Below are 17,090 nucleotides of genomic sequence, written 5' to 3'. Positions count from 1 at the left end.
AAGAGTCGCCCTGTGTGGCGACTTTTTTTATGGGAAAAAAAGTATTCGGCGCATCCTGTCGCCGAAAAATAGAACCAAAACGGAAAAATAGGTCAAAACTAAGGGATGATTGACGCACTCAGAATACGCTAAATTTCATAGCGTTATGTCACAGCGGACAAATATAGAATTATCGCAATTCAGCCATAAAAACGCTTCAGCAGAACGAAGAGGCGGCCGGGAAACTGATAAGCCCGCATGGCGGGCTGAACAAAGGTGCAACTGACTCAGGGAGCCCATGTGACGGGGGCGAGGGCGCTGCTGTCGACTCCCTGCCTGAGCTGAGCCAGCGTCGATTGATAAGGACAGAGCGTGCCGATGGCGCTGTCGTGACAGTCTGGCTGATGCCACTCTGCCTGCAGTAAAGGGTGCTGCCGATCCACCGGCGCGAGCTGGCGCAGCGCATCCAGACTCTGCGCCTGAAAGTAAATGCGCAGCCGGCGGCTGTTGTCACGCGTATCGCGCCAGCGCTCAAACACCAGGCTGCTGCCCGGCGGGATATTACCGCGCGCGTAGCCCGGCAGCTGCCAGCTGAAATTCATCAGGGTGCGCACCATTGCGATATTGGTATCGTGGGCTACCAGCAGCAGCCAGCGGGTATCGGGCGAGCCGGGACGATCTTCGAGCGCCGCGATCGCCGCATCGAGCAATATTGAGCCGCGCTTTTGTGCCAGATAAGGGACATCGTTACTCAGATCGTAATTTGCGGTGAGCAGTGGCAGCAGCGCCGTAATCTGCTGCGCGCTGTTCAGGCGCCCCTGCGCCAGCGCCTCTGGTGGCAGATTTTCACTCCAGCCGAGACGCAGCGTTTCCACCATGCTCGCCATGACGCTTAATCCCTGGATATAGCTGTGGCCGCTCCGGGTCTGCTTCAGCTGCCACGGGCGCGAAAAAAAGCGGCAATCGCCGTCACAGACTGCCGCATTTAGCTGCCGGATCGCCGGCTGCAGCCGCTGCTGCAGCGCAGCAAGGTCGCCAGCCCGTGCGGCAATCGCTGCCTGCTCGCGGGCAGGATCGGTCCGGGCAAATGGAAATTTATCGCTCTGAAACAGGGGATCCGCCCCATCGGCAACAACGTGCACCGGCACACCGCAGCCGGGAAACGCGCCGTCAGTCAGCGCCTGTGCCGTGGCCCGCGTGCGCTGCAGCGGGCTGGCGCGCACATAAATTTGCCGGCTGTCAGGGCAGCCCGCGTGGAGCAGGCCCGCCTGACGGTAGTAGTTACCCTGCCAGCGTCCTTTATTGACCACCGCGCTGTAGCCGTGACCGGTAAGCTCGCCATCCGCCGTGCTCCAGCGCGGCCAGGGGCGCTGCGTGGCCGCTTCAATCTCTGCCCGGTTAGCCGCCGTCGGAGGACGTACGCCGTGCCGGCCGATCTCCACCACCTTTTCCAGCTGCCAGGGATCGGCTGCGGTGGCGAGCAGCGGCAGCGGCAGCAGCAGCAATATCAGCAGCGATTTCACGTCAGCGGCTCCGCCAGCAGCGCATTGATCTGCGGCCAGAGCGTGGCGTTAGCCAGCAGCACCGGATTGCCCTGCGTCAGGCCATTATTCTGCTCATAACGGTTGGTCTCTCCACCCGCTTCCCGCATCAGTACGATGCCAGGCAGGCCGTCCCACGGCTGCATACGCGCTTCGTAATAGCCGGTCAGCCGCCCGGCCGCCGCCCACGCGCTCATCAGCGCCCCGGAACCGTTGCGGATAAACATGCCGCCCTGCTGCAGCAGCGCGCTGATAAAGTCGAGCAGCGGAGCCGCAGGCTGACTGGTGGAACAGCCCAGACCAAACAGCCCCTGGCTCAGCTGGCCGGCGCTGTGTGCCCGGATACGCTGCTCGTTCATCCATGCGCCTTTGCCCCGGCAGGCGTGAAAGATCTCCTGATGATTGGGATCGCATACCACGCCAATAACCGGTTCGCCTTCACACACAATCGCCAGCGCCACGCACCAGTTGTGCAGACCGCTGAGAAAGTTGCTGGTGCCATCAATCGGGTCAACTACCCAGATAAAGCGTGCCTGTCCGGCGTCTCCGCCGCTCTCCTCACCGATAACCGCGTCTTCAGGAAAGCGTTCAAGGATAAGGTGCCGGATTAACTCCTCAACGTTGCGGTCAGCCTCACTGACCAGATCCTGTAAATCCTTCTTATATTCTGCAACCAGCTGGTTACGCTGCTGATACCACGACATGGCGCGACTGCCAGCGGCTCTGGCGACCTCGCAGGCAAACTGATAGCGCGCCTCTAATTCAGTTAACGTAGCTGATGACATGTTTCCCTCTTATCATTTTCTGGCTGGTGTAGTAACCAGACGTGCCTGAACAGGCGGAATGGTGGTGTGGCCGGGTCTGGTAAAGTTAAGAAAGGCTTCATTAAGCCGCAGATATATGCGGCTGGCAAGAGGGGAGAGGAGGTATTGGCGCGGATTACGGATTCAGAGGCGCTGTGCGCGAGCATCCGCCATCAGACGCGGATAGAAAGCAAAAAACAGCGCTTCCAGCGCGTCATAGTGATCAACAAAATCCTGATAGGAGTCGCGCAGCGCCGCAAGACGGGGACGGCGATACGCCATGCCGCGCAGCACCCGCTCCAGCCGCGCCGGTTCGGCGTAGTGTTCAAACCAGCGTTCGCGCCACATCACCGCGTTGAGCTCAATAAAGCTTTCTGGCGTTCCCGCCAGCTGCGGCACAATATGCTGCTGTGCAGCCTCACTAAAGGCGGCGAGTGAGATATCGGGCTGGAACTGCTGCCAGTGGCGCGCAAGAAAATGATCCCAGATCACATCAAGCGTAATCGGGGCTACGCGCCGCGTTTCCGGACGAAACCACTGCCGGGCGGTACGCACTTCAGGCAGGTTGTCCGTCAGCACATCGATACGGCGGTGCAGGGCGATCCCCGCTGCAACCGGTGCCGGCCACTGCGCCTGAACGTTGCCGCGCACAAAGTCGGCCAGCAGGTTGCCCAGCAGCGAGCTTTCTGCCAGCGTGGCAAGATGAAGGTGAGCAAGAAAATTCATGCGCTATTATAGGCAGAATCGCGTCTCTGCAGCCAGTTGTTCAGAATTTCCCACTTTTCCGCTAAACTATGCCGCCTGTTTTTGAGTCCGGAAAAGTTATACATGCGTGTCGCCGATTTTAGCTTTGAGTTGCCCGAATCCCTGATTGCCCACTATCCCCAGGCGCAGCGCAGCGGATGCCGTCTGCTGTCCCTTGATGGCCCGAGCGGCGCCCTGACGCACGGTGTCTTTACCGATGTGCTGGAGAAGCTTAATCCCGGCGATCTGCTGGTGTTCAATAATACGCGGGTGATCCCGGCGCGCGTCTATGGACGTAAAGCCAGCGGCGGCCGGATTGAAATGCTGGTAGAGCGTATGCTGGATGATAAGCGGGTGCTGGCGCACGTGCGTGCCTCAAAGGCGCCAAAGCCGGGCACTGAGCTGCTGCTGGGCGACGATGAGAGCGTAAAAGCGACCATGGTGGCGCGGCACGATGCGCTGTTTGAGATCGCCTTTACCGATGAACGCGCGGTGCTCGATATTCTCAATAGCGTAGGCCATATGCCGCTGCCGCCCTATATCGATCGCCCGGATGAAGAGGCCGATCGCGAGCTTTACCAGACGGTATACAGCGCCCGTCCTGGCGCGGTGGCAGCACCAACCGCCGGGCTGCACTTTGATGAACCGCTGCTGGAGGCGCTGAAAGCCAAAGGGGTAGAGATGGCGTTTGTGACGCTGCACGTCGGGGCCGGTACCTTCCAGCCGGTGCGCGTTGAAAATATCAATGACCATATCATGCACTCGGAATATGCAGAGGTGCCGCAGGATGTGGTTGACGCGGTGCTGGCCTGTAAAGCACGCGGCAATAAAGTTGTCGCGGTAGGGACCACGTCGGTGCGCTCGCTGGAGAGCGCCGCTCAGGCGAGTCAGGATGCGCCGCTGGCGCCTTTCTTTGATGACACGCAGATCTTTATCTATCCTGGCTATCGCTACCAGATTATCGATGCGCTCATTACCAACTTCCATCTGCCGGAATCGACGCTGATTATGCTGGTTTCTGCGTTTGCCGGCTATAAAAACACCATGGCGGCGTACCAGAGCGCGGTGGCCGAACAGTACCGTTTCTTTAGCTACGGGGATGCGATGTACATCACCCGTAATCCGCACGCTCCTGACGAACCTGTCGGAAGCACACACCCTTAATGTTCCGGTGCCGCCTGCGGGTGGCACGGCTACAGTCGGGTAAATCAGACTGTTTCTCTGATGAGGTTAATGTGAAATTTGAATTAGATACAACAGACGGACGCGCGCGTCGCGGACGTCTGGTTTTCGATCGCGGCGTGGTTGAAACTCCGGCATTTATGCCGGTGGGCACGTATGGCACCGTTAAAGGCATGACGCCGGAAGAAGTGAAAGAGACCGGTGCGCAGATCCTGCTGGGCAACACTTTCCACCTCTGGCTGCGTCCGGGGCAGGAGATCATGAAGCTGCACGGCGATCTGCATGACTTTATGAACTGGCAGGGACCGATTCTGACCGATTCGGGCGGCTTCCAGGTATTCAGCCTGGGTGATATCCGTAAGATCACCGAAGCGGGCGTGCATTTCCGCAACCCGATCAACGGCGATCCGATCTTCCTCGATCCGGAAAAATCGATGGAGATCCAGTACGATCTCGGCTCCGATATCGTGATGATTTTCGATGAGTGCACGCCATATCCGGCTGACTGGGATTATGCAAAACGTTCGATGGAGATGTCGCTGCGCTGGGCACAACGCAGCCGCGATCGCTTTGATTCACTCGGTAATAAAAATGCGCTGTTCGGGATTATCCAGGGCGGTGTTTACGAAGATTTACGAGATGTCTCCGTCAAAGGTCTGGTAGAGATTGGCTTTGATGGGTACGCTGTGGGCGGCCTCGCGGTGGGTGAGCCGAAAGAGGATATGCACCGTATTCTGGAACATGTCTGTCCGCAAATTCCGCAGGATAAACCGCGCTATCTGATGGGCGTCGGAAAGCCAGAAGATCTGGTGGAAGGCGTACGCCGCGGTATCGATATGTTTGACTGCGTTATGCCTACCCGCAACGCGCGCAACGGTCATCTGTTTGTTACCGACGGCGTGGTGAAAATCCGCAACGCGAAGTATAAAGATGACACCGCGCCGCTGGATGCGGAGTGTGATTGTTACACCTGTCGCAATTACAGTCGCGCCTACTTGCACCATCTTGATCGCTGTAACGAAATACTGGGCGCACGCCTGAATACGATTCACAATCTGCGCTATTACCAGCGTCTGATGGCGGGTTTACGCCAGGCTATCGAAGAGGGTAAATTAGAGCACTTTGTTAGCGAGTTCTACCTACGGACGGGCAAAGCGGTTCCACCGTTAAACGTCTGATTATTCTATCAATGAGGGAAATTAAATGAGCTTTTTCATTTCTGACGCCGTCGCAGCAGCGGGCGCTCCGTCACAGGGAAGTCCGTATTCTCTGGTGATCATGCTGGTGGTTTTTGGTCTGATTTTCTACTTCATGATCCTGCGACCGCAGCAGAAGCGCGCCAAAGATCATAAAAAGCTGATGGACTCCATCTCGAAAGGGGATGAAGTGCTGACCAACGGCGGCCTGGTGGGTCGTGTCACTAAAGTTGCTGATACCGGTTATATCGCTATCGCCCTGAACGACACCACTGAAGTAGTGATTAAACGTGATTTCGTGGCCGCCGTCCTGCCGAAAGGGTCGATGAAGGCGCTGTAATTTTATCTTCCCGAAGGGAACTGCCGTGTTAAACCGTTATCCTTTGTGGAAGTACATCATGCTGGTCGCCGTTATTCTTATCGGCCTGCTGTATGCGCTTCCTAACCTTTATGGTGAGGATCCGGCCGTTCAGATCACTGGTGCGCGCGGAAGCGCCGCCAGTGAGCAGACGTTGGATCAGATCCAGAACGTACTCAAACAAGACAACATTCAGAGCAAATCCCTCGCACTGGAAAATGGCGCTATTCTGGCGCGTTTCGCTAACACCGATGTGCAGCTGCGCGCGCGCGAAGCGCTTACAACTGCGCTGGGTGACGATTTCGTGGTAGCCCTCAATCTCGCACCGGCCACGCCGCGCTGGCTCACTCTGCTGGCAGCGGAACCGATGAAACTCGGTCTGGACCTGCGGGGCGGGGTGCACTTCCTGATGGAAGTGGATATGGATACCGCGCTGGGCAAGCTGCAGGAGCAGAATGCAGACGGCCTGCGCAGCGATCTGCGTGAAAAGAATATTCCTTATACCAACGTCAGCAAACTCGCTAACTACGGTGTGGAAGTGCGTTTCCGCGACGCCAAAAGCCGCGATGACGCGATCGGCTACCTGACGCCACGCCACCGCGATATGGTATTCACCAGTGCGGGCAGCGATGCAATGCGCGCGGTGATGACCGATGCGCGCCTGAGTGAAGCGCGGGAATATGCGGTACAGCAGAATATTAATATCCTGCGCAACCGTGTTAACCAGCTGGGCGTTGCTGAGCCGCTGGTGCAGCGTCAGGGTGCCGACCGCATCGTGGTTGAGCTGCCGGGTATCCAGGATACCGCGCGGGCAAAAGAGATCCTTGGTGCCACCGCGACGCTGGAGTTCCGTCTGGTTAATACCAGCGTAGATCCGGGTGCTGCGGCAAATGGACGCGTGCCGGGTGACTCAGAAGTGAAGAAAACGCGGGAAGGGCAGCCGGTTGTGCTCTATAAGCGTGTCATTCTTACCGGCGATCACATCACCGATTCCACGTCCAGCATGGATGAGTACAACCAGCCGCAGGTGAATATTTCACTGGATGGCGCGGGCGGTAACATCATGTCGAATTTCACCAAGGACAACATCGGCAAGCCGATGGCGACCCTGTTTGTGGAGTACAAGGACAGCGGCAAGAAAGATGCCAACGGCAGAGCGATTCTGGCGAAGCAGGAAGAAGTGATCAACGTGGCGAACATTCAGTCACGGCTGGGTAATAGCTTCCGCATCACCGGTATCAGCAACCCGAACGAAGCGCGTCAGCTGTCGCTGCTGCTGCGTGCCGGTGCGCTGATTGCGCCGATTCAGATTGTCGAAGAGCGTACCATTGGCCCGACTATGGGTCAGCAGAACATCACCCAGGGTCTGGAAGCCTGCCTGTGGGGTCTGATCGCTTCGATCATCTTTATGGTGGTGTTCTACAAAAAGTTTGGTCTGATTGCGACCAGCGCGCTGCTGTGTAACCTGGTGCTGATTGTCGGCATCATGTCGCTGCTGCCAGGCGCCACGCTCACCATGCCGGGCATTGCCGGTATCGTGCTGACGCTGGCGGTTGCCGTAGATGCCAACGTGTTGATTAACGAACGTATTAAAGAAGAGCTGCGTAACGGACGCTCGGTACAGCAGGCGATTCATGAGGGCTACAAAGGCGCCTTCTCCAGTATCGTCGACGCCAACGTCACCACGCTGATTAAAGTCATCATTCTTTATGCGGTGGGTACCGGCTCCATCAAAGGCTTTGCAATCACCACCGCTATCGGTATTGCAACCTCGATGTTTACCGCTATCGTCGGCACCCGTGCCATCGTTAACCTGGTGTACGGCGGCAAACGCATCAACAAGCTGTCTATCTGAGGAGTGCGTTGTGGCACAGGAATATAGTATTGAACAGCTGAACCACGGGCGTAAGGTCGTAGACTTTATGCGCTGGGATACGCTGGCGTTTATCATCTCGGGTCTGCTGATCGTGGCGTCAATCGCCATTATCGGCGTGCGCGGGTTTAACTGGGGACTCGATTTCACCGGCGGTACGGTGATTGAGATTAACCTGGAGAAACCTGCAGATCTCGATGCGCTGCGCGAAGGTCTGGTAAAAGCGGGCTTTGACGAGCCGCTGGTGCAGAACTTCGGCAGCAGCCGCGACGTGATGGTGCGGATGCCACCTGCGACCGGCAATGCGGGTCAGGAGCTGGGCAACAAGGTGTTGTCCTCTATCAATCAGACCACGCAGCAGAACGCGACGGTAAAACGCATTGAGTTTGTCGGACCAAGCGTAGGTAGCGACCTGGCGCAGGCGGGGGCGATGGCGCTGCTCTCTGCGCTGATCGCTATTCTTATCTACATCGGGTTTCGCTTTGAATGGCGTCTGGCGCTGGGCACCGTGCTGGCGCTGGCGCATGACGTTATCATCACCTGCGGCCTGCTGGCGCTATTCAGCATTGAAATCGATCTGACCATCGTTGCCTCGCTGATGTCGGTGATTGGTTACTCGCTTAACGATAAGATTGTGGTTTCTGACCGTATTCGTGAGAACTTCCGTAAGATCCGTCGCGGTTCTTCTTACGATATCACCAACGTGTCGCTGACCCAGACGCTGAGCCGTACCCTGATCACTTCTATCACCACGCTGGCGATGATCCTGATCCTGTTCATCTTTGGCGGCGCGCTGCTGAAAGGCTTCTCGCTCACGATGCTGATTGGTGTGACGATCGGTACGATCTCATCCATCTACGTCTCTTCAGCGCTGGCGCTGAAGCTGGGGATGAAGCGTGAGCATATGCTGGTGCAGAAAGTGGAAAAAGAGGGCGCCGATCAGCCTTCTATTCTGCCGTAAGCCCGGCGCTGACCGATGCAAAAAGGCCCTTCTCCGGAAGGGCCTTTTTTTATGGCGCGGCGTCTGCCGTTACCTCATGTACGCGCACATAGCCGAGCCGATCCGGTGTCAGGCCACTCAGGTGCAGCGGCACTGTTACCGTGCTGCGCGGCATCAGGCTGGCGGGCACGCTGATGCGCTGACTCAGGCTGTCGGCGGCCAGCGGCTGACCACTGGCGGGATCGCTTTCACCCCACACCACGGTCGCGCTCAGCGCGGGTACCGGCTTGTCATCAGCAGAGCGGATAACCAGGCTGGCCTGGCTGCCGTTTGCTTCTGCACTCACGTTCAGCAGTGCGAGACGCAGCGTACCCAGCTGCGTCTCCAGATCAACCGGCGTCGCGGAACCGGGTACCAGCCATGCGCCCTGAGTGGAGCGGCTGTTAAGCTGGCCCTGCTGCTCCAGCGCGCCGGCGCGGCGGGTGAGATGACGCATCTGCTGATTGAGCTGGCTCACCTCCTGATGCAGCTCTCTGACCTGAGGGGCAGGAGGCGGGGCGCTGCAGCTGCTCAGCAGCAGCAGCGACAGCACCGCCGGAACCGGTAAGCTCCTGAGGAGTCTCATGCTCTCTCCCGCACCTTATTCCGGAATACGCAGTACCTGGCCCGGATAGATTTTGTCCGGATGGCTCAGCATCGGCTTGTTAGCTTCGAAGATTTTGTTGTACTGATTCGGATCGCCGTAGACCTGTTTGGAAATAGCGCTCAGGGTGTCGCCTTTCTTCACTGTGTAGAGGTTGGCTTCGCGTGCGGTGTCGCTGACGGTAACTTTATCATCCACTTTAGTGATGCCGGCAACGTTACCGGCTGCCACCAGAATCTTCTCTTTAAGCTCCTGTGAAATGCCATCGCCGCTGACGGTTACGGTATCACCCTGCACATTGACGTTGACTTTATCGCTATCTGGCAGGCCGAGCTTGTTGATGTGATCCTGCAGCTTTTTGCTGGAGTCATCACCGCCTGTCACGCTGTCCCACAGTTTCTCTCCTGCTTCTTTGACGAAGTTAAACAGACCCATAGTTCCTCCTGTGATTGTGCCGGATTGGCTCTTTAAGCGTAGTGCGTTTTTGACATTTGCTGGCAGAAGCGGTTATGAGCGCTGAAAAAACCGCCACGCAGGCGGCCTCTGTTTTGTTAAATGTGAGTTCGCGTTACACTATGTGGCCCAAAATCTCGCGACAGGAAACGTCATGCATTGCCCATTCTGTTCCGCTGTGGATACCAAAGTGATCGACTCACGCCTGGTCAGTGAAGGTTCCTCGGTGCGCCGCCGCCGTCAGTGTCTGGTCTGCCATGAGCGCTTTACCACGTTTGAGATGGCGGAGCTGGTGATGCCGCGCGTGGTAAAAAGCAACGACGTGCGTGAGCCTTTTAACGAAGATAAGCTGACCAGCGGCATGATGAAGGCGCTGGAGAAGCGCCCCGTCAGTGCTGATGCGGTCGATAGCGCAGTCAATCACATTAAAACCCAGCTGCGTGCGACCGGCGAACGTGAGATTGCCAGCAAGCTGATTGGCAATCTGGTGATGGAAGAGCTAAAAAAACTGGATAAGGTCGCTTACATCCGCTTCGCCTCGGTCTACCGCAGCTTTGAAGATATTCGCGACTTTGGCGAAGAGATCGCCCGCTTACAGGACTGAATCATGACCGATGCTCGCTATATGGCGCGCGCGCTGGAACTGGCGCGACGCGGTCGTTTCACCACCACGCCCAACCCCAACGTCGGCTGCGTGATCGTGCGTGACGGCACAATTGTCGGCGAAGGCTGGCATCAGCGCGCGGGTGAACCGCATGCTGAAGTGCATGCGCTGCGCATGGCCGGAGAGCAGGCGCGCGGCGCAACCGCCTACGTTACGCTGGAGCCGTGCAGCCATCATGGCCGGACGCCACCCTGCTGCGATGCGCTGATTGCTGCTGGCGTCAGCCGCGTGGTGGTCGCCATGCAGGATCCTAACCCGCAGGTCGCAGGGCGCGGTCTCTGGCGCCTGCAGCAGGCGGGAATTGAAGTCAGTCACGGGCTGATGATGGCGGAAGCGGAAGCGCTCAATCGCGGGTTTCTCAAGCGTATGCGCACCGGGTTTCCCTGGATACAGCTCAAGCTTGGCGCTTCACTGGATGGCCGCACAGCGATGGCGAGCGGTGAGAGCAAGTGGATCACCTCGGCGGCCGCCCGCCGGGATGTGCAGCAGTTCCGCGCGCAGAGTTCCGCCATTCTTACCAGCAGTGCCACCGTGCTGGCCGACGATCCGTCACTCACGGTACGCGCAGATGAACTCAGCGACAGCGTTCTCCAGCAGCTGGATACGCAGACTCTGCGGCAGCCGGTGCGGGTGGTGGTTGACAGCCAGCAGCGCGTGACGCCGCAGCACCGGCTGATTCATCAGCCGGGTGAGAGCTGGCTGATGCGTACCGCTCCCGATGACGCCGCGTGGCCGGAGAGCGTAACGCAGATTGCGGTGCCGCCGCGCGGCGAACAGCTTGATCTGGTCGCGATGATGATGCTGCTCGGTCAGCGTCAGATTAACAGCGTCTGGGTCGAGGCGGGAGCGGGCCTGGCGGGCGCGCTGATTCAGGCCGGACTGGTGGATGAGCTGATTGTTTATATCGCACCGATACTGCTTGGCGACGCCGGACGCGGGCTCTGTACGCTCCCCGGGCTGGAGGCGTTGAGCGCCGCGCCGCGCCTCGATTTTCGTGATGTGCGCAAAGTGGGTGACGATCTGCGTCTTACCCTGACCCTGCGTTAAGCATGCACGGAAAAGCCTGAGCGCCCGGCTAAAGAGTATGATAGAATCCGCCCCCTTCTGCGGGGGCTATAAAACACACACCCAAAGGATATGTATGAACGTTATCGAAGCTGCTGTTGCCACGCCTGATGCTAAAATTGCCATCGTGATTGCGCGTTTTAACAACTTTATCAATGACAGTCTGCTGGATGGCGCGGTAGATGCGCTGAAGCGTATCGGTCAGGTTAAAGCTGAAAACATCACCGTGGTCTGGGTGCCGGGCGCCTATGAGCTGCCGCTGGCCGCGCGCGCGCTGGCGAATACCGGTAAGCACGACGCGATTGTTGCGCTGGGCACGGTGATCCGTGGCGGCACTGCCCACTTCGAATATGTGGCAGGTGAAGCGAGCTCCGGTATCGCTAACGTGGCAATGAGCTGCGAAATCCCGGTCACCTTCGGCGTTCTGACCACCGAAAATATCGAGCAGGCGATTGAACGCGCCGGCACGAAAGCGGGTAACAAAGGCGCAGAAGCCGCGCTGACCGCACTTGAAATGATCAACGTATTGAAAGCCATTAAAGCCTGATTTTTGTAAGGGGAATTTTGTGAAACCTGCTGCTCGTCGTCGCGCCCGTGAGTGCGCTGTCCAGGCGCTCTACTCCTGGCAGTTGTCCAACAACGACATTGCCGATGTGGAATACCAGTTTCTGGCGGAACAAGACGTCAAAGACGTCGATATTAGCTATTTCCGCGAACTGCTGGCCGGTGTGGCGACCAACAGCGCGTACCTGGATGGCCTGATGAAACCCTGGCTGTCGCGCCAGCTTGAAGAGCTGGGTCAGGTAGAAAAAGCGATCCTGCGCCTCTCGCTCTATGAGCTGAGCAAGCGTGCGGATGTGCCTTATAAAGTCGCCATCAACGAAGGTATTGAGCTGGCAAAAGTGTTTGGCGCTGAAGACAGCCATAAGTTTGTCAACGGCGTGCTGGATAAAGCCGCTCCGCAAATACGACCAAACAGAAAGTAGTGCAGAAGGCCGGGTGACCGGCCTTTTTTCATTGAGACCTGATTTATGTCCTGTGGTGAATTTGAACTGATCGCACGCTATTTCAACCGTGTAACCAGCTCCCGTCGCGACGTGGAGAAGGGCATTGGTGATGACTGTGCGTTACTGAACGTTCCTGACAAACAGACCCTCGCTATCAGCACCGATACGCTGGTAGCGGGCGTCCATTTCTTACGCGATATCCATCCGGCCGATCTCGGCTACAAAGCGCTGGCGGTAAACCTCAGCGATTTAGCTGCGATGGGCGCCGATCCGGCATGGCTGACGCTGGCACTGACGCTGCCTGAGGTCGATGAGACCTGGCTGGCGGGCTTCAGCGACAGCCTGTTTGAGCTGCTCGACTACTACGATATGCAGCTGATTGGCGGCGACACCACGCGCGGTCCGCTCAGCCTGACGCTGGGTATTCACGGGCTGGTGCCTGTCGGGCGCGCGCTGAAGCGCTCCGGTGCAAAGCCAGGTGACTGGATCTACGTTACCGGCACGCTGGGTGACAGCGCGGCGGGACTGTCGCTGCTGCAGCATCATCATCGTCTTGACGATCCGGCGGTGCACGAGGTGCTGATCAAGCGTCATCTGCGTCCGATGCCGCGCGTGCTGCAGGGCCAGGCGCTGCGCAGCCTTGCTACCTCGGCAATCGATATCTCTGATGGCCTGATTTCCGATCTTGGCCATATTCTGACGGCCAGCCGGGTTGGCGCACGCCTGAATCTCGACGCGCTGCCGCTCTCCGCTACGCTGCGCGATCATTTTGCGCCGGAGCAGGTGCTGCGCTGGGCGCTGAGCGGCGGTGAAGATTATGAACTCTGCTTCACGGTGCCTGAAGTTAACCGCGGCGCGCTGGATGTGGCGCTGGGCCGGCTTGGCGCACCTTATACCTGTATCGGACAGATCGCCCCGGAAGCGGAAGGGCTGACGCTGCTGGAGCACGGCAAGCCGCGCCGCTTTAACCATAAAGGATTTGACCATTTTGACGCGCGATAAAGATGTAGCGAAAAGTCGCCTGCGGATGCGCAATCCCTGGCATCTGCTGGCAACCGGTTTTGGCAGCGGATTAAGCCCTTTTATGCCGGGTACCGTAGGCTCGGTGGCCGCGATCCCGTTCTGGTGGCTGATGACGTTTCTGCCGCTGCAGCTCTATTCGCTGGTGGTGCTGGTGGGTATCAGCGTGGGCGTCTATCTCTGTCATCGCACCGCGCGTGACATGGGCGTACACGATCACGGCAGCATCGTCTGGGATGAGTTTGTCGGCATGTGGATCACGCTAATGGCGATCCCGGTGCTTAACGGCTGGTGGGTACTGGCTGGTTTTGTCATCTTCCGGATTTTTGATATCTGGAAACCGTGGCCTATTCGCTGGTTCGATAAGAACGTTCATGGCGGAATGGGCATTATGGTCGACGATATCATCGCCGGCGTAGTCTCCGCAGCCGTATTATACGGCGCCGGCCTGCTGCTGTAAGGGCGGCCAGGGACACATTAATGCGTATAACCCGCGGTATATGATTCGGCCAGGGGCGCATGAATGCGCCCCCTACGTATATTTTGTAGGGGCGGTATTTATGCCGCCCTGGTTTCAGGCGCATCGATACGTATAACCGCGGTACATGGCTCGGCCAGGGGCGCATAAATGCGCCCCCTACGTCATGTTTTTGTAGGGGCGGCATTTATGCCGCCCTGGTTTATGCGGATATCAATTGCTTACTCATACCCTACAGCCGGATGCGGCTGATAGACCATCTCCAGCTCGGCGATATCTTCCGCACTCAATTCAACGTCAACCGCTTTAACCAATTCGGCAAACTGCTGCTCACGTGAAGCGCCGATAATAGGGGCGGTCACGGCGGGTTTATGCAGCAGCCATGCCAGTGCGACCTGCGCGCGCGTCACCTTTTTCTCCGCGGCAATGGTGGCCAGTCGCTCCGCAATCGCGGCGTCGTTCTCTTCTGTACCGGTATACAACTTCTCCATCACATTATCAGAGACCGAGCGTGCGGTAGTTTCCCCCCAGGGGCGCGTCAGTTTGCCGCGCGCCAGCGGGCTCCACGGCAGCACGGCGATGCCCTCACGCTGACAGAGCGGGTGCATCTCCTTTTCCTCTTCGCGCTGGATCAGATTGTATTGATCCTGCATGCTGACAAAGCGCGCCCAGCCATGATCTTGCTGCAGCTGCAGTGCCTGAGCAAACTGAGAGGCGTGCATGGAAGAGGCGCCGATATAACGCGCCTTACCCGCTTTCACGACCTCATCCAGCGCCTGCAGCGTCTCTTCAACGGGCGTTGCATAGTCCCAGCGGTGGATCTGCAGCAGATCCACATGATCCATGCCGAGTCGCATCAGGCTGTCATCGATCGACTGCAGAATATTCTGCCGTGACAGGCCCTGCGACAGGTTGCTGAGCGGGAAGTAAACTTTGGTCGCGACCACCACGTCATCGCGCCGCGCGAAATCTTTCAGCGCGCGTCCGAGGATCTCTTCGCTGCTGCCGTCAGAATAGCTGTTGGCGGTATCAAAAAAGTTGATCCCCGCGTCCAGCGCCTGTTTGATCAGCGGCCGGCTGCTCTCTTCCGGCAGCGTCCAGGCGTGGTTGCCGCGCATCGGATCGCCATAGGTCATGCAGCCTAAGCAGAGTCGGGATACCTGGAGATCGGTCTGGCCTAAACGAACGGTTTTCATTGAGAGCTCCTGCTCTTATGCGTGGGAAAAGGATTCCGTAAGCATAGCAGCAGGAGCGAAGAGGGGAGTTATTGCGCGAGCCAGGCAGCGATCTGCTGCTGAATGCCGGCGGCATCCAGTTGATAGTCGTGACGCACCTCTTCCTGAGTACCCTGTGGAATAAACTCATCTGGCAGGCCAAGGTTGAGCACCGGCACGGCCAGGCGTTTCGCCATCACAAACTCATTTACGCCGCTGCCGGCGCCACCCATGATGGCACCTTCTTCCAGCGTCACCAGCGCATCATGGCTCTGCGCCAGCTCGCGAATCAGGGTTTCATCCAGCGGTTTCACAAAGCGCATATCTACCAGCGTGGCGTTCAGTGCTTCAGCCGCGGCCTGCGCATCCGGCAGCAGCGTGCCGAAATTGAGGATCGCCAGCTTTTCACCCTGACGCTTCACCACCCCTTTGCCCAGCGGCAGACTGGTAAGTGGCTCAAGCGTGGCACCGGTACCGGTACCGCGCGGATAGCGCACCGCGCTCGGACCCGCCTGATAGTGATAGCCGGTGTAGAGCATCAGGCGACACTCATTCTCGTCGCTTGGCGTCATAATCACCATGCCGGGCACGCAGCGCAGATAGGCTATATCAAATGCGCCCTGATGCGTCTGACCATCCGCGCCGACAATACCGCCGCGGTCGATAGCAAACAGCACCGGCAGCTGCTGAATCGCCACATCGTGGATCACCTGATCGTAAGCGCGCTGCAGGAAGGTGGAGTAAATCGCCACGACCGGCTTGTAACCGCCAATCGCCATGCCGGCAGCAAAGGTCACGGCGTGCTGTTCAGCAATCGCCACGTCAAAATATTGCTGCGGATAGGCGCGCGAATAACTCACCATGCCGGACCCTTCACGCATTGCCGGCGTGACCGCCATCATGCGCGGATCGTCAGCGGCGATCTCGCCCAGCCAGTCGCCAAAAATCTTCGAGTAGCTCGGCAGACCAGGCACGCTTTTTGGCAGCGCACCGCTGGCCGGGTCAAACTTCGGTACGGCATGCCAGGCGATAGGATCCTGCTCGGCAGGGGCATAGCCTTTGCCTTTTTTGGTCATGATATGCAGGAACTGCGGACCTTTAAGATCGCGCATATTCTTTAGCGTGCTGACCAGCGTCAGCACATCATGGCCGTCAACCGGACCGATGTAGTTAAAGCCCAGCTCCTCGAACAGCGTGCCGGGCACCACCATGCCTTTCAGATGCTCTTCGGTGCGCTTCACCAGCTCTTTAATCGGCGGCAGACCATCCAGCACGCGCTTGCTGCCTTCGCGCAGGCGCGAATAGGTTTTACCGGAGAGGATCTGCGCCAGGCGGTTATTCAGCGCGCCGACGTTCTCGGAGATCGACATCTCATTGTCGTTGAGGATCACCAGCATATCGGGCTTGATATCGCCGGCATGGTTCATCGCCTCAAACGCCATTCCGGCGGTAATTGCGCCGTCGCCAATGATACAGGCGGTGCGGCGACCTTTACCTTCCCGCTCGGCGGCGACCGCCATGCCGAGACCGGCGCTGATGGAGGTAGAAGAGTGTCCGACGCTCAGGACGTCATATTCGCTCTCACCGCGCCACGGAAACGGGTGCAGGCCGTTTTTCTGCCGGATGGTGCCGATGCGATCGCGGCGTCCGGTCAGAATTTTATGCGGATAAGCCTGATGGCCTACGTCCCAGACCAGATGGTCAAACGGAGTATTGTAGACGTAATGCAATGCGACGGTCAGCTCGACAACGCCCAGACCCGACGCAAAGTGGCCGGATGAGCGGCTGACGCTATCCAGCAGATACTGACGCAGCTCGTCGCACAGGGCCGGAAGTTTCTCTTTCGGCAGTAAACGTAATTCCTGCACCGTGCCTGCTAACGCCAGTGTCGGGTATTTTGCAATATCAAAACTCATCAGAGACTCATTAT

18 protein-coding genes are annotated in these 17,090 nt (G+C 58.1%); 11 read left to right on the top strand and 7 right to left on the bottom strand.

What is annotated here, in order from left to right:
- Positions 1-266: 266 nt before the first annotated feature.
- The 3 genes from DBY66_RS07055 to DBY66_RS07045 all read right to left on the bottom strand — a co-directional run bounded on the left by DBY66_RS07055 (position 267) and on the right by DBY66_RS07045 (position 3,049).
- Positions 267-1,493, bottom strand: a complete 1,227-nt coding sequence (locus tag DBY66_RS07055) for a histidine-type phosphatase (RefSeq protein ID WP_233499577.1) — start codon at positions 1,491-1,493, stop codon at positions 267-269.
- A gap of 5 nt (positions 1,494-1,498) precedes the next feature.
- Complete coding sequence (locus DBY66_RS07050) at positions 1,499-2,305, bottom strand: inositol monophosphatase (protein WP_039382955.1); 807 nt, start codon at positions 2,303-2,305, stop codon at positions 1,499-1,501.
- A gap of 162 nt (positions 2,306-2,467) precedes the next feature.
- Positions 2,468-3,049: an ACP phosphodiesterase gene (locus tag DBY66_RS07045; RefSeq protein ID WP_039382956.1), complete on the bottom strand. Its 582-nt coding sequence runs from the start codon at positions 3,047-3,049 to the stop codon at positions 2,468-2,470.
- A 102-nt stretch (positions 3,050-3,151) separates the two neighbouring features.
- Here DBY66_RS07045 and queA point away from each other — a divergent pair, with 102 nt between their 5' ends.
- The 5 genes from queA to secF all read left to right on the top strand — a co-directional run bounded on the left by queA (position 3,152) and on the right by secF (position 8,637).
- Positions 3,152-4,231 carry a tRNA preQ1(34) S-adenosylmethionine ribosyltransferase-isomerase QueA gene (gene queA, locus DBY66_RS07040; protein WP_094111493.1) on the top strand — a complete coding sequence of 360 codons (1,080 nt, stop codon included), beginning with the start codon at positions 3,152-3,154 and terminating at the stop codon, positions 4,229-4,231.
- Between the two features lie 71 nt (positions 4,232-4,302).
- On the top strand, positions 4,303-5,427 hold the full coding sequence (gene tgt / locus DBY66_RS07035) for a tRNA guanosine(34) transglycosylase Tgt (protein WP_039385736.1): 1,125 nt from the start codon (positions 4,303-4,305) through the stop codon (positions 5,425-5,427).
- 25 nt (positions 5,428-5,452) lie between these two features.
- Entirely contained in the window at positions 5,453-5,785 is a 333-nt protein-coding gene (gene yajC, locus DBY66_RS07030; protein ID WP_039382958.1) for a preprotein translocase subunit YajC, read from the top strand.
- 25 nt (positions 5,786-5,810) lie between these two features.
- Entirely contained in the window at positions 5,811-7,658 is a 1,848-nt protein-coding gene (gene secD / locus DBY66_RS07025) for a protein translocase subunit SecD (protein WP_071668617.1), read from the top strand.
- A gap of 10 nt (positions 7,659-7,668) precedes the next feature.
- Positions 7,669-8,637, top strand: a complete 969-nt coding sequence (gene secF / locus DBY66_RS07020) for a protein translocase subunit SecF (RefSeq protein ID WP_065649969.1) — start codon at positions 7,669-7,671, stop codon at positions 8,635-8,637.
- A 49-nt stretch (positions 8,638-8,686) separates the two neighbouring features.
- Here secF and DBY66_RS07015 read toward each other — a convergent pair whose 3' ends face one another.
- Both DBY66_RS07015 and lysM read right to left on the bottom strand, forming a co-directional pair.
- Positions 8,687-9,241 (bottom strand): DUF3251 domain-containing protein, encoded by a 555-nt coding sequence (locus tag DBY66_RS07015; RefSeq protein ID WP_108569655.1) that lies wholly within the window; start codon positions 9,239-9,241, stop codon positions 8,687-8,689.
- A gap of 15 nt (positions 9,242-9,256) precedes the next feature.
- Positions 9,257-9,694 carry a peptidoglycan-binding protein LysM gene (lysM, locus tag DBY66_RS07010; protein WP_039382962.1) on the bottom strand — a complete coding sequence of 146 codons (438 nt, stop codon included), beginning with the start codon at positions 9,692-9,694 and terminating at the stop codon, positions 9,257-9,259.
- 172 nt (positions 9,695-9,866) lie between these two features.
- Here lysM and nrdR point away from each other — a divergent pair, with 172 nt between their 5' ends.
- The 6 genes from nrdR to pgpA all read left to right on the top strand — a co-directional run bounded on the left by nrdR (position 9,867) and on the right by pgpA (position 13,928).
- A complete protein-coding gene (nrdR, locus tag DBY66_RS07005) occupies positions 9,867-10,316 on the top strand; it encodes a transcriptional regulator NrdR (RefSeq protein WP_039382963.1) in 450 nt (149 codons plus the stop codon).
- Between the two features lie 3 nt (positions 10,317-10,319).
- On the top strand, positions 10,320-11,423 hold the full coding sequence (gene ribD / locus DBY66_RS07000; protein ID WP_039382964.1) for a bifunctional diaminohydroxyphosphoribosylaminopyrimidine deaminase/5-amino-6-(5-phosphoribosylamino)uracil reductase RibD: 1,104 nt from the start codon (positions 10,320-10,322) through the stop codon (positions 11,421-11,423).
- Between the two features lie 94 nt (positions 11,424-11,517).
- Positions 11,518-11,988 carry a 6,7-dimethyl-8-ribityllumazine synthase gene (gene ribE / locus DBY66_RS06995; RefSeq protein ID WP_039382965.1) on the top strand — a complete coding sequence of 157 codons (471 nt, stop codon included), beginning with the start codon at positions 11,518-11,520 and terminating at the stop codon, positions 11,986-11,988.
- A 19-nt stretch (positions 11,989-12,007) separates the two neighbouring features.
- A complete protein-coding gene (nusB, locus tag DBY66_RS06990) occupies positions 12,008-12,427 on the top strand; it encodes a transcription antitermination factor NusB (RefSeq protein ID WP_039382966.1) in 420 nt (139 codons plus the stop codon).
- 45 nt (positions 12,428-12,472) lie between these two features.
- On the top strand, positions 12,473-13,450 hold the full coding sequence (gene thiL / locus DBY66_RS06985; RefSeq protein WP_039382967.1) for a thiamine-phosphate kinase: 978 nt from the start codon (positions 12,473-12,475) through the stop codon (positions 13,448-13,450).
- Positions 13,437-13,928: a phosphatidylglycerophosphatase A gene (gene pgpA / locus DBY66_RS06980; protein ID WP_039382968.1), complete on the top strand. Its 492-nt coding sequence runs from the start codon at positions 13,437-13,439 to the stop codon at positions 13,926-13,928. The genes thiL and pgpA overlap by 14 nt, the downstream gene beginning before the upstream one ends.
- Positions 13,929-14,167: 239 nt before the next feature.
- Here pgpA and DBY66_RS06975 read toward each other — a convergent pair whose 3' ends face one another.
- Entirely contained in the window at positions 14,168-15,142 is a 975-nt protein-coding gene (locus tag DBY66_RS06975) for an aldo/keto reductase (protein ID WP_039382969.1), read from the bottom strand.
- A gap of 68 nt (positions 15,143-15,210) precedes the next feature.
- Entirely contained in the window at positions 15,211-17,076 is a 1,866-nt protein-coding gene (gene dxs, locus DBY66_RS06970; protein WP_108569656.1) for a 1-deoxy-D-xylulose-5-phosphate synthase, read from the bottom strand.
- Between the last annotated feature and the right edge of the window lie 14 nt (positions 17,077-17,090).

The sequence above is a fragment of the Pantoea sp. RIT413 genome (assembly GCF_003057675.2).
In the GTDB taxonomy this organism is placed as follows: Bacteria; Pseudomonadota; Gammaproteobacteria; order Enterobacterales; family Enterobacteriaceae; genus Pantoea; species Pantoea eucrina.
Note: the sequence above shows the minus strand (reverse complement) of the source record. Positions and strands in the feature narration are given on the sequence as shown.

Bases quoted from the DNA above. Each gene is read 5' to 3' on its own strand.
- DBY66_RS07050 (WP_039382955.1), bottom strand. From the start codon at position 2,305: ATGTCATCAGCTACGTTAACTGAATTAGAGGCGCGCTATCAGTTTGCC.
- DBY66_RS07045 (WP_039382956.1), bottom strand. From the start codon at position 3,049: ATGAATTTTCTTGCTCACCTTCATCTTGCCACGCTGGCAGAAAGCTCG.
- queA (WP_094111493.1), top strand. From the start codon at position 3,152: ATGCGTGTCGCCGATTTTAGCTTTGAGTTGCCCGAATCCCTGATTGCC.
- yajC (WP_039382958.1), top strand. From the start codon at position 5,453: ATGAGCTTTTTCATTTCTGACGCCGTCGCAGCAGCGGGCGCTCCGTCA.
- DBY66_RS07015 (WP_108569655.1), bottom strand. From the start codon at position 9,241: ATGAGACTCCTCAGGAGCTTACCGGTTCCGGCGGTGCTGTCGCTGCTG.
- lysM (WP_039382962.1), bottom strand. From the start codon at position 9,694: ATGGGTCTGTTTAACTTCGTCAAAGAAGCAGGAGAGAAACTGTGGGAC.
- nrdR (WP_039382963.1), top strand. From the start codon at position 9,867: ATGCATTGCCCATTCTGTTCCGCTGTGGATACCAAAGTGATCGACTCA.
- ribD (WP_039382964.1), top strand. From the start codon at position 10,320: ATGACCGATGCTCGCTATATGGCGCGCGCGCTGGAACTGGCGCGACGC.
- ribE (WP_039382965.1), top strand. From the start codon at position 11,518: ATGAACGTTATCGAAGCTGCTGTTGCCACGCCTGATGCTAAAATTGCC.
- thiL (WP_039382967.1), top strand. From the start codon at position 12,473: ATGTCCTGTGGTGAATTTGAACTGATCGCACGCTATTTCAACCGTGTA.
- DBY66_RS06975 (WP_039382969.1), bottom strand. From the start codon at position 15,142: ATGAAAACCGTTCGTTTAGGCCAGACCGATCTCCAGGTATCCCGACTC.
- dxs (WP_108569656.1), bottom strand. From the start codon at position 17,076: ATGAGTTTTGATATTGCAAAATACCCGACACTGGCGTTAGCAGGCACG.